This is a genomic window from Brevundimonas sp. LjRoot202 (assembly GCF_964253355.1).
In the GTDB taxonomy this organism is placed as follows: Bacteria; Pseudomonadota; Alphaproteobacteria; order Caulobacterales; family Caulobacteraceae; genus Brevundimonas.
On record NZ_CAXUQW020000001.1, the window covers coordinates 729,232 to 739,265 of the forward strand.

Genomic DNA, 10,034 nt, shown 5'->3' on the forward strand with positions numbered 1-10,034 from the left:
TCTCGCGCCGGCATTCGCCCCTAAAGGGCTCATTGCTCGGGCGCGGGTCGGGCGCGCCGGCGCCCGCCTCTTCCTCCCCCTCAATCCATGGCTTTCGCCGCCACGGCGGCCAGATGCGCGCCGACGGCCTCGATGGGGCGTTGGCCCAGCGCCTTGCGGCGGGCCAGCAGGTCAGGGGAGCCGGCGTCGTAGTCGGCCATCAGCGTCTTCACGAAGGCGCCGGAGCGGACCTCGGCCAGGACCGCGTCCATGGCGGACCTGGAGGCCTCGCCGATGACGCGAGGGCCGGTCAGGTAGGCGCCGTATTCGGCGGTGTTGGAGATGCGGCCGAAGGCGCCCGCGATGCCCATCGAGAACATCAGGTCGGTGACCAGCTTGACCTCGTAGAAGCATTCGAACCATGCCACCTCGGGCGGATAGCCAGCCTCGACCAGTTTCGTGAACGCCGCATCGATCAACTGGCCGACGCCGCCGCACAGCACCACCTGCTCGCCGAACAGGTCGCTCTCGCATTCGGCGGCGAAGGTCGTCTCGAGGATGCCCTTGCGGCCGCAGCCGAGCGCGGCGGCGTAGGACAGGCCCAGGGCGTGGGCGCCGCCGCTGGCGTCCCGGTGCACGCCGAACAGGGCGAAGACCCCCTCCCCCTCGACATAGAGGTCGCGGATGCGCGGGCCGATGCCCTTGGGCGAGGCGAGGATGACGTCGAGGTCGGGGCGCGGCTCGACGAGGCCGAAGCGAACCGACAGGCCGTGGGCGAAGACCAGGGCGGCGCCGGGCTGCATGGCGGGGGCCAGTTCGTCGCGCCACAGGTCGCGGTGGGCCTCGTCCGAGACCATGACGGCGACCACCTCGGCGGCGGCGGCGGCCTCGCCGGCGGTCAGGACCGGAAAGCCGTCGGCCTCGGCCTTCGCCCGGGTGGCGGAGGACGCCTTGAGGCCGACGACGATGTCGGCGACCCCGGAGTCGCGCAGGTTGAGCGCATGGGTGCGCCCCTGGCTGCCGTAGCCGATGACGGCGACGCGCTTGCCGCGGATGATCGACAGATCGCAGTCGCGATCATGGAAGACGGGGAGCGGAGCGCCTAGGTTCTCGGTCATGAGCACAGACATAACGCCTTCCGACGTCGTCGCCTTCTGGAAAGAGGCCGGGCCCTCGAAGTGGTTCGCCAAGAAGGACGCCTTCGACGCCCTGTTCCACGACCGCTTCAGGGACGCGCATTTCGCGGCAGCGCGGCGCGAGCTGGATCATTGGAGCGAGACGCCCGAAGGGGTGCTGGCGCTGCTGATCCTGCTGGACCAGTTCCCGCGGAACTGCTTCCGGGGCACCGGGCACGCCTTCGCCACCGATCCGCTGGCGCGGATGTTCGCCGTGCGGGCGCTGGACGCAGGCTTCGACCGGGCGGTGGAGAACGACCTCAGGCGCTTCTTCTACCTGCCGCTGCAGCACGCCGAGGACCGGGCGCTGCAGGACCGGCAGGTGGCGCTGTTCCAGGCCATGGAGCGGCCCGCCGACGACCGCTGGGCCGAGCATCATCACGCCGTCATCGAGCGCTTCGGCCGCTTTCCGCATCGCAACCGGGCGCTGGGCCGGGAGACGACGGCGGAGGAGCGGGCGTTTCTGGAGGCGGACGGTTTCAGGGGATAGATTCCGGCAAGGGGAGAGGGAGACGCACCGCCCCCCGCCTTACGCCCCGAGGAACACCGTGCGGACGTAGGCGCGGTAGGCGAGGATCTGGTCCTCCAGCATGCCGGGGCGGCCAAGAGCCTTGGCGACGACGATGGCGCCGTCGATGACGGTCAGCAGCATGTCGGCGAGGGCCTCGAGATCGACCTCGACCCGCGGCGGATGGACGGCGGCGATGGCTTCGATCCGCCCGATGAACTGGGCGCGCCAGGTTTCGGTGATCTCAATCAGAATGGCGCGGACACGGGCGTCGAACTGCTGGTCCTGATAGACGAAGGTCGCCACCAGGCAGCCCGGCCGTCTGGTCTGGATGTCGGCCATGGTCTCGGCCAGCAGCTTGAGGCCGACGAGATAGGCGTGAAGCGGGTCGTCGCTGAGTTCCTCGGCGCGGCGGAACATCTCTTCGAAGACGCTGAGGTCGCGGTCGCGAAAGCGCCCGAGCAGGGCGAGGGCCAGGTCGTTCTTGTCCCGGAAATGATAGAAGAAGCCGCTCTTGGTGATGCCGGCCTCGAACAGGATTTCGTCGATCGAGGTGGCGGCGAAGCCCTTGGCCAGCACGGACGCCTCGGCCACATCCATGATGCGGTCGCGGGTCTGCTCGCCGCGGGAGACGCGGATCGGGGGCCTTTCTCGGACCAGGGACTGCACCATGAGTGCGGTTTTCCTCATTTCGGCCACATCCCACGGCGGCGATCCCGCGCGCTCCGGGGCGGTAGCCCTGTGAAATCAAATGGGAAATACGCCCCGTTACAGTACTGGACCATGCGACGACTGACCTCGCATGGCGGCGGCTTCTAGCATTGAGACCTCCTGAAATCGACAGGCGAAGAGCCCCTGCGAGATTAAAGATGATCAATGTTGTAACCGTTTCCATCGCCGCGATGTTCGTCGGCTTCATTCTGCTGGACACTGTGTGGAGGCCCCGTGGATACCCGCGAAGTCCCGGTTGGCGCGTCCGCGGAGTGCTCGCTTTTCTCGTCTATATGGCCGTGGCCCTGTTCGCGCCGCTGATGTGGGACGCCTTCCTGGCCGAGCATCGCCTGATCGACCTGACGGCCCAGCCGCTGTGGCTGCAACTGGGCGTCGGCTTCGTGATGTTCCAGCTGACCATGTATCTGTGGCACCGGACCATGCACGGCGTGGACTTCCTGTGGCGGCACCTGCACCAGACCCACCACTCGGCCGAACGGGTCGACGTCTATGGAGCCTTCTGGTTCCACCCGCTCGACATGATCGGCTTCACCCTGCAGGGCAGCCTGGCGCTGGTCTGGATCGTCGGCCTGTCGGTCGAGGCGGTGATCCCGATCGTGCTGGTCAACAGCTTCATGGCCATATTCACCCATGCCAATGTGCGCACGCCCCGCTGGCTGGGCTGGTTCATCGCCCGGCCCGAGATGCACGCGGCCCACCATGAGCGGGGCGAGCACCGGTCCAACTACTGCGACCTGCCCCTGATCGACATGGTCTTCGGCACCTGGAACAACCCCAAGACCGCGCCGAAGGAGGCGGGGTTCTATGACGGAGCGTCTGAAGAATTCGGTGCGCTGCTGGTGGGGAAGAAGCTGGCTTGAATGAAATCCTTCTCCCCACCGGGGGAGAAGGTGGCCCGGAGGGTCGGATGAGGGGGATGGTTCGGCCACGGGTCGCCAGCCGGTCCGGAGCTGGCTAACCCCTCATCCGTCTCGCTCCGCGAGCCACCTTCTCCCCCTGGGGGAGAAGGAAGGCGCGAGCTGGAGGAGCCTTCACGCGGCTACCGGCGCGAGACAACTCACAACTTTGATCGCATTTTCCGACAAAATTGGAGGCTGCGAATCACTAAGTGAGCCAGGTTTCCAACTATGAACGCGCTAGCTGCCCTAGCTAACCTGGAAGCCCGCACCGGAGCCGTCGCGGCCGATCATCCTGAGTGGCAGTATCTGAACCTGCTGCGCGACATCCTCGACAACGGGGCGCGGCGGGACGACCGGACGGGAACCGGGACGCTGGGGGTGTTCGGGCGGCAGATGCGCTTCGACCTGTCCAAGGGCTTTCCGGTCCTGACCACCAAGAAGCTGCACCTGCGCTCGATCGTCGTCGAGCTGCTGTGGTTCCTGCGCGGCGAGACCAATATCGGCTGGCTGAAGGACAACGGCGTCCGCATCTGGGACGAGTGGGCCGACGCCGAGGGCGAGCTGGGCCCGGTCTACGGCAAGCAGTGGCGGTCGTGGGCGGCGCCCGACGGGCGGGTCATCGACCAGATCGAGAAGCTGATCGAGGGGCTGAAGACCAATCCCAACGGTCGCCGGCACATCGTCAGCGCATGGAACCCGGCCGACGTCGACGACATGGCCCTGCCGCCGTGCCACTGCCTGTTCCAGTTCTTCGTCGCCGACGGCAAGCTGAGCTGCCAGCTGTACCAGCGCTCGGCCGACGTCTTCCTGGGGGTGCCGTTCAACATCGCCAGTTATGCGCTGCTGACCATGATGGTGGCGCAGGTGACGGGCCTGAAGCCGGGCGAGTTCGTGCACACCTTCGGCGACGCGCACCTGTACCTGAACCACGTCGAGCAGGCCGAGACGCAGCTGGCGCGCGAGCCGCTGCCGCTGCCGACCATGACCATCACGCCGAAGGACGACCTGTTCGCCTACCGGCTGGAGGACTTCGTGCTGGAGGGTTACGAGCCCTGGCCGCATATCAAGGCGCTCGTCTCCAAGTGATCCGGCGACCGGCCCTGTTCATCGGCTCGTCGGTCGAGGGCCTGCCCGTCGCCTACGCCATCCAGGAAAACCTCGAGTTCGACTGCGAGCCGACCGTATGGCCGCAGGGCGTGTTCCAGCCGACCAGCGCGGCGCTCGCGGACCTGTACGCCCGAAGCCGGCAGGCGGAGTTCGCGGCCTTCGTCTTCACACCGGACGACGTGGTCCAGCTTCGGGGGCAGACCCTCCCGACCGTGCGGGACAACGTCATATTCGAACTGGGTCTGTTCATCGGCGCCCTCGGGCCCAGACGATGCTTCTTCGTCATGCCGCATGACGCCGAACTTCGCCTGCCCACGGATCTCGTCGGCCTCGAGCCCCTGCGCTATGTCGCGAACCGGCAGGACGGCAATCTGCGCGCCGCCCTGGGGCCGGCCTGCAACCGGCTTCGCGAGGCGCTCCGCATCGAACCGTCGGCGCTGCCGGCGGCCGCCAGCGAGGCTCCGCGGGTGCCGGAATCCGCCCGTCAGCGCGCCCTGCTGATGGTCGACGCCTGGGAGTCCGCGTCCCTGGCGAGGGCGCGCGACCTGCTCAAGGCGGGCATCCCCTTTCATATCGCCGAGGACGCCGACGGATCGGCGACCGACGCCCTGTCCCTGGTCTTCAGCTTCCTCAACAGCATGGCGGACGGCGTCCTCGCCGGCCAGGTGGACGAGGACGTCGCCCGGACGGCGTTCCAGCAGGCCGTCGGCGAGGTCTGGGCGCGCGCCTACGGCTATTTCGTTCCGGTCGGAGGCGACCCCGAGGAAGCCTGGACCCCGACCCCGCCGCTCGGATCGCTGGCGGCCCGATGGGGAACCGTCACATGAATCTCGCCGACCTCAGCGCCTCCGTCCTGCGCATCTCCGACATCTATGCGGCCGAGCACGGCATCGAGCGGTCCGGCGACTGGGCCCTGCTCAAAGTGCAGGAGGAGCTGGGCGAACTGACCGCCGAGCACCTGCGCATGAGCGGCCGGGCGCGGGGCGTGGCTGACGCCGGCAAGCTGGGCGACGAGGCGGCGGACGTGCTGGGCATGCTGCTGATCTATTGCGATCGGGCGGGGATCGATCTTGAACGGGCCATGCAGCGGAAATGGCTGCACTGGCTGGAGCCGCGCTGATGCCCCTGCCCCATCTCGCCCTCGTCGTCGCCCGGGCCCGCAACGGGGTGATCGGACGCGACGGCGAGTTGCCGTGGCGGCTGCGCAGCGACCTGCAGCGGTTCAAGGCGGTGACCATCGGCAAGCCGTGCATCATGGGCCGCAAGACGTGGGAGAGCCTGCCGCTGAAGCCCCTGCCCGGGCGGCTGAACCTGGTGCTGTCGAAGGACGAGTCGTTCGAGGCCAAAGGGGCTCTGGTCTGCACGACGCTGGACGAGGCGGTGGAGATCGCGCGCGAGACGGCCGAGGAGGACGGGGTCGACGAGATCTGCGTCATCGGCGGGACGGCGCTGTTCGCCATGGCCCTGCCGCGGGCGAAGCGGCTTTACCTGACCGAGGTCGAGGCCGAGCCGGAGGGGGAAGCGCTGTTTCCGGCGTTCGACGAGGAGGCGTGGATAGAGGTATCGTCCGAGGCGCATCCGGCCGGCGAGAAGGACGATCACGCCTTCGTCTTCCGGGTGCTGGAGCGGCGCTGAACGGGAGGAACGTCCATGCTGATCGTGACCACCAACGATATTCCCGGCCATCGGGTCGTCAGCACCCTCGGGGTGGTGCGCGGCATCACGGTGCGGTCGAGAAACGTCGTCTCGGACGTCGTCGGCGGGGTGCAGTCGATGATCGGCGGCCGCGTCGGGGCCTATGTGAAGCTGGCCGAGGCGGCGCGGCAGGAGGCCTATGAGGACCTGGTCGACCACGCCCGGGCCATGGGCGCCAACGCCATCCTGGCCATGCGCTACGACGCCAACGAGATCATGCCCGGCATCACCGAGGTGCTGGCCTATGGCACGGCGGCGGTGGTGGAGCCGGCGTGAGGCGCGGGCGGGCGGCGGCAGGGCTGCTGCTGGCGCTGGCGGTCGCGGCCTGCGCCCCGCCGGCCGGGCTGGCGGCCGTCGCTCCGGACGGGGACGCGCCGCCGGATCGTCCGACGCTGGTGGTCTGCACGACCATCCTCGGGACGATGAGCAACGCCATTCGCGAGGGCCGGGCCACGGGCGACCACGCGGCTGTGCGGGCGGGCTACGCCGCCTACGGGCGGATGGCGGCCAAGGTCATGGGCGACGAGGGCAGCCGGCAGGCCATCGGCAGCTCCTACGCCTTCTATGACTCGCTGACGCCGGCCCAGTTGTCGGCGGCGTCGGACATGTGCCTGGCGGCGGTCGACAGGGACTTCAGCGAGGACGACTGGTGGTGACCCCGCCGACATTGTGCGAAGGTTCTGGCGCGCCCGGCTGACCGGGTGGGGTCGGGGGACCTGAGATGGGCATTTTCAGCTGGCTGACCGGTAGTCGATCCGCACCCGCGGGCGTGCCGCGCGAGCCCGTGGCGGCGCTCCGCAAACGTCTGCTGGGGCTCAACCGGGACACCGCGCCGTTCGTGGTTCGCGACGGCAAGCCGGAAGGCGTCGACCTGGTAGCCGAATGGAAGATCGTCGACGCCGAATGGTACGAGATCTTCGCCAAGGCCGGCATCCAGCGGGTGTTCAAGGTGCTGATGAAGTTCGACGAGGCGCGCGGCCTGGTGCGCTCGGCCGACCAGGAATGGATGGTCGAATGGCGCGCCGGCGTGCCGGAGCTGAGCCTCGCCGCCTCCGGGTTCCGTGGCCAGACGTGGGAGATGAGCTTCGAAACCGTCTACGCCTTCCGCGAGGACGGGTCGTGGGGCGAGATCTACGACTACAAGTTCAACACCGGCGAGATCAAAGGCCCGCTGCACAAGGCGGCGGCGGAGGGCGGCTGGGGCTGGAAGGGCGTGGCGTTCGGGAAGCTGTGAGCTAGACGCCCAGCACGTCCGCGACCCGCGCCGCCACCACGGCGAAGCGCCTGGCCATCGCGCCGTCGGGGTCGGCGCTGACCAGCGGACGACCCGCGTCGCCCGCTTCGCGCAGGGCGGCGTCGAGCGGCAGGTCGCCGAGGAAGGGCACGCCAAGGCGTCCGGCCTCGGCCTCGGCGCCGCCCTGTCCGAAGACGTCGCCGGACATGTTCTCGATCAGGCCGAGGGTCGGCACGCCGACCTTCTGGAACAGGACGTGGGCGCGGCGGGCGTCGGCGAGCGCCACCTCCTGCGGGGTCGAGACGATCACGGCCCCGTCGAGCGGGGTCTTCTGGATCAGGGTCAACTGGACGTCCCCGGTGCCGGGCGGCAGGTCGACGACCAGGACGTCGAGCGGTTCGGCTTCGGTGCCCCAGCGGGTCTGGGTCAGCATCTGGGTCACGGCCTGGGAGGCCATGGGGCCGCGCCAGATCATGGCGTCGGTCGCCGCGGTCAGCAGGCCGACGGACATGAGTTTCAGACCGTGGGCGAGATGCGGCTGCATCATGCCGTCGCGGTATTCCGGCTTGCCCGAGACGCCGGTCATGGTCGGCAGGGAGGGGCCGTAGACGTCGGCGTCGAGCACCCCGACCGACAGGCCGCGGGCCGCGAGGGCGGCGGCGAGGTTGACGGCGACGGTGGACTTGCCGACCCCGCCCTTGCCGCTGGCGATGGCGAGGACGCGGCGGACGTGGGCCGGACGGTCGGTGGGCACGGGCGCCTTCGGGCGGTTCTGGTTGACGGCCTGCGGCGACAGGGAGGCGGTGCGGGCCGGCTTCGAGGCGGGGGCGGTCTCGGCGGTCAGGACCACGGAGACGCGCGCCATGCCGGGGATGGCCTTGAGCGCGGCCTCAGCGGCGTCGCGGACCGGGGCGTAGAGGGCCGTCTCGCCGGCCGGGACCTCCATGACGAAGCCGGCGCGGTCGTCGGCGACGGTCAGGCCCTGGACCAGACCGGCGGCGACCAGCCCCTGCCCCGTCTTCGGGTCGCGGACGGCGTCGAGGGCGGCGATGACTTGCTCTCGGGTGGGGGCGCGGTCGGGCAAGGGGCTGTCCGGGTTCTGCGGGAGCGGATGGCGCCTTCTATCGCCGAACGGCGGCGATGGGCGAGCGGCAAATGCGCCGGATCAGACCGGAAGGCGGAAGTGGCGGTCGAAGGCCGCCCGGCCCGCCGGCGTCAGGATGAGGCTGCGACGGACGGGCCCGGGCGCGAACCAGCGGCGGTCGGTCATGGCCGTCAACAGGGCCGCCGCGGCCCTTCCCCCCAGATGCGGTCGCCGTTCCGTGAAGTCGAGACACGGGCGGCAGGCCGTCGCGGGGCCGCCGTCGCTCCCGACAGCGACGCCGAGCTCCGCCAGAAAGGCGCGGCCCTCGACGGACAGGCCGACTCCGCCCGGCGAGGACACAAGACGACGGTCGGCGACCATGGCGTCGAAGACCCGCACCCCGAGCTCGCCCGCGAGATGGTCGTAGCAGGTCCGGGCCCGACGCAGGGCGGCGGGCGCGGCGCCGCGCGGCGACCGGACGGCGTCCTGCCCCGCGAAGGTGGAGATCTGCTCCAGCATCGCGGCGACGTCGGCGCCGGCGAGGCGGAAATAGCGATGCCGTCCCTGCCGCACCGCCTCGACGAAGCCCCGCTCGGCCAGGATGGCGAGATGGCTGCTGGCCGTGGACGCGGCGACTCCCGCCTCGGCCGCCAGCTCACCGGCGGTCAGGGCCTGACCCGACATCAGGGCGGTCAGCATGGCCGCGCGCGACGGATCGCCCACGGCCCACCCGACATTGGCCAGCGCCAGTCCCCTGTCCACGTTTCGATCTCCAGCGAAGCAACGGCGCGCGTCCGGCGCCTAGTCTGATCCTACTTAACCGAGGAAGGATTCGATGCAGACCGAACCATTCGACCGGGCGGCGCGCGCCTATGTGGAGACGCATTTCTGGACCTTGCCGGCGCTCGCCGAGGCCGTCGACGCCCCGCCGGAGCGTATCCTCGAGCTGACAGCCGCCGGAATTGCGCCGGGCGCCGTCTACGCCCGCGATCCCCGGCGGGGCTGGTGGAGCGCGCTCGGCGGTTGGGTCGACGGCGACGGACATCCGCCGGGCCCCGAGACCGAGGCCTGGTTCTCGCCGTGGACGGCCTGGGATTTGCGGCGAGCGCGACTGGCGGAGCGCGAGGGGCGTCCTGACGCCGGGAGCGCCCGGCGGGCCGCCGAAGCGTTCGGACAGGCCTTCACAGCGGCGCTGGCTGATTTCGCGCCGGCCCGGATCGCGTTCGCCGACTGTTTCGACGCGCAGGGGCGGGTCGACCCCCGGGCGGCGGCGATCGCCGCCGGGGCGGAATGGCGAAGCTGGCTGGCGGGCGGCTACGCCGTCTGCCTGAGGGCCTTCACCGGGGAAACCTGCGTGAGAAAGGAATCCCTGGGCGCGCTGCTCAAACGGCATGCCGCCGACCCTGACACCTGGCCGATGACGGCGGAGGAGGCGTTGGAGTCCTGCGCCGCGCTGGCGCAGTTGATGCTGCCGTTCGCCCCATGGGAGCGGCCGACCGGGACGCCGGGGCGGACCCTTGACGCCCTGCTGGCCCGGCAGGCTCTCGGACGGGAGCGGCCGTACGGCTGATCTGCGCGGGTTGCGGCCGCCGGGCCCGCGTTCTATCGCCGAACGCCCCTG

General features: G+C 69.9%; 14 protein-coding genes. 10 read left to right on the plus strand and 4 right to left on the minus strand.

The genetic code is table 11. The features are described from left to right. Positions 1-80 precede the first annotated feature (80 nt). Positions 81-1,097, minus strand: a complete 1,017-nt coding sequence (gene ilvC, locus ACSQ1L_RS04030) for a ketol-acid reductoisomerase (RefSeq protein ID WP_435992173.1) — start codon at positions 1,095-1,097, stop codon at positions 81-83. Between ilvC and ACSQ1L_RS04035 the strand changes: the two genes are divergently transcribed. Beyond that, a complete protein-coding gene (locus ACSQ1L_RS04035; protein ID WP_435992175.1) occupies positions 1,096-1,644 on the plus strand; it encodes a DUF924 family protein in 549 nt (182 codons plus the stop codon). The two genes, ilvC and ACSQ1L_RS04035, sit on opposite strands and share 2 nt — an antisense overlap. Before the next feature lie 39 nt (positions 1,645-1,683). Here ACSQ1L_RS04035 and ACSQ1L_RS04040 read toward each other — a convergent pair whose 3' ends face one another. Next, complete coding sequence (locus tag ACSQ1L_RS04040) at positions 1,684-2,334, minus strand: TetR/AcrR family transcriptional regulator (RefSeq protein WP_435992177.1); 651 nt, start codon at positions 2,332-2,334, stop codon at positions 1,684-1,686. A 311-nt stretch (positions 2,335-2,645) separates the two neighbouring features. On the opposite strand from ACSQ1L_RS04040, the gene ACSQ1L_RS04045 reads away from it, so the two are divergent. From ACSQ1L_RS04045 to ACSQ1L_RS04080, 8 genes are all read left to right on the plus strand, one after another. Next, positions 2,646-3,254, plus strand: coding sequence for a sterol desaturase family protein (locus ACSQ1L_RS04045; RefSeq protein ID WP_435992179.1), 609 nt, complete (start codon positions 2,646-2,648; stop codon positions 3,252-3,254). Between the two features lie 267 nt (positions 3,255-3,521). Beyond that, positions 3,522-4,379 carry a thymidylate synthase gene (locus tag ACSQ1L_RS04050; protein ID WP_435992181.1) on the plus strand — a complete coding sequence of 286 codons (858 nt, stop codon included), beginning with the start codon at positions 3,522-3,524 and terminating at the stop codon, positions 4,377-4,379. Next, on the plus strand, positions 4,376-5,227 hold the full coding sequence (locus tag ACSQ1L_RS04055) for a TIR domain-containing protein (protein WP_435992183.1): 852 nt from the start codon (positions 4,376-4,378) through the stop codon (positions 5,225-5,227). Before ACSQ1L_RS04050 ends, ACSQ1L_RS04055 begins: the two co-directional genes overlap by 4 nt. After that, positions 5,224-5,520: a phosphoribosyl-ATP pyrophosphohydrolase gene (locus ACSQ1L_RS04060; protein WP_435992185.1), complete on the plus strand. Its 297-nt coding sequence runs from the start codon at positions 5,224-5,226 to the stop codon at positions 5,518-5,520. The genes ACSQ1L_RS04055 and ACSQ1L_RS04060 overlap by 4 nt, the downstream gene beginning before the upstream one ends. Then, on the plus strand, positions 5,520-6,035 hold the full coding sequence (locus ACSQ1L_RS04065) for a dihydrofolate reductase (RefSeq protein ID WP_435992187.1): 516 nt from the start codon (positions 5,520-5,522) through the stop codon (positions 6,033-6,035). The genes ACSQ1L_RS04060 and ACSQ1L_RS04065 overlap by 1 nt, the downstream gene beginning before the upstream one ends. A 15-nt stretch (positions 6,036-6,050) precedes the next feature. After that, positions 6,051-6,371, plus strand: coding sequence for a YbjQ family protein (locus tag ACSQ1L_RS04070; RefSeq protein ID WP_435992189.1), 321 nt, complete (start codon positions 6,051-6,053; stop codon positions 6,369-6,371). Then, positions 6,368-6,751, plus strand: coding sequence for a hypothetical protein (locus ACSQ1L_RS04075; RefSeq protein WP_435992191.1), 384 nt, complete (start codon positions 6,368-6,370; stop codon positions 6,749-6,751). Before ACSQ1L_RS04070 ends, ACSQ1L_RS04075 begins: the two co-directional genes overlap by 4 nt. A 65-nt stretch (positions 6,752-6,816) precedes the next feature. Then, the gene (locus tag ACSQ1L_RS04080) at positions 6,817-7,329 is read left to right on the plus strand and encodes a hypothetical protein (protein WP_435992192.1); all 513 of its coding nucleotides are present in this window, start codon (positions 6,817-6,819) and stop codon (positions 7,327-7,329) included. Position 7,330: 1 nt separating this feature from the next. Here the strand turns inward: ACSQ1L_RS04080 and ACSQ1L_RS04085 are convergent, their stop codons facing one another. Both ACSQ1L_RS04085 and ACSQ1L_RS04090 read right to left on the minus strand, forming a co-directional pair. Continuing rightward, positions 7,331-8,413 (minus strand): Mrp/NBP35 family ATP-binding protein, encoded by a 1,083-nt coding sequence (locus ACSQ1L_RS04085; protein ID WP_435992194.1) that lies wholly within the window; start codon positions 8,411-8,413, stop codon positions 7,331-7,333. An 81-nt stretch (positions 8,414-8,494) separates the two neighbouring features. Continuing rightward, on the minus strand, positions 8,495-9,175 hold the full coding sequence (locus ACSQ1L_RS04090; RefSeq protein WP_435992196.1) for an ArsR/SmtB family transcription factor: 681 nt from the start codon (positions 9,173-9,175) through the stop codon (positions 8,495-8,497). 73 nt (positions 9,176-9,248) lie between these two features. On the opposite strand from ACSQ1L_RS04090, the gene ACSQ1L_RS04095 reads away from it, so the two are divergent. Continuing rightward, the gene (locus tag ACSQ1L_RS04095) at positions 9,249-9,983 is read left to right on the plus strand and encodes a DUF6058 family natural product biosynthesis protein (RefSeq protein WP_435992198.1); all 735 of its coding nucleotides are present in this window, start codon (positions 9,249-9,251) and stop codon (positions 9,981-9,983) included. Positions 9,984-10,034 lie beyond the last annotated feature (51 nt).

Coding starts and splice junctions, on each gene's coding strand:
- ACSQ1L_RS04035 (WP_435992175.1), top strand. CDS start 1,096: ATGAGCACAGACATAACGCCTTCCGACGTCGTCGCCTTCTGGAAAGAG.
- ilvC (WP_435992173.1), bottom strand. CDS start 1,097: ATGACCGAGAACCTAGGCGCTCCGCTCCCCGTCTTCCATGATCGCGAC.
- ACSQ1L_RS04040 (WP_435992177.1), bottom strand. CDS start 2,334: ATGGTGCAGTCCCTGGTCCGAGAAAGGCCCCCGATCCGCGTCTCCCGC.
- ACSQ1L_RS04050 (WP_435992181.1), top strand. CDS start 3,522: ATGAACGCGCTAGCTGCCCTAGCTAACCTGGAAGCCCGCACCGGAGCC.
- ACSQ1L_RS04060 (WP_435992185.1), top strand. CDS start 5,224: ATGAATCTCGCCGACCTCAGCGCCTCCGTCCTGCGCATCTCCGACATC.
- ACSQ1L_RS04065 (WP_435992187.1), top strand. CDS start 5,520: ATGCCCCTGCCCCATCTCGCCCTCGTCGTCGCCCGGGCCCGCAACGGG.
- ACSQ1L_RS04070 (WP_435992189.1), top strand. CDS start 6,051: ATGCTGATCGTGACCACCAACGATATTCCCGGCCATCGGGTCGTCAGC.
- ACSQ1L_RS04080 (WP_435992192.1), top strand. CDS start 6,817: ATGGGCATTTTCAGCTGGCTGACCGGTAGTCGATCCGCACCCGCGGGC.
- ACSQ1L_RS04095 (WP_435992198.1), top strand. CDS start 9,249: ATGCAGACCGAACCATTCGACCGGGCGGCGCGCGCCTATGTGGAGACG.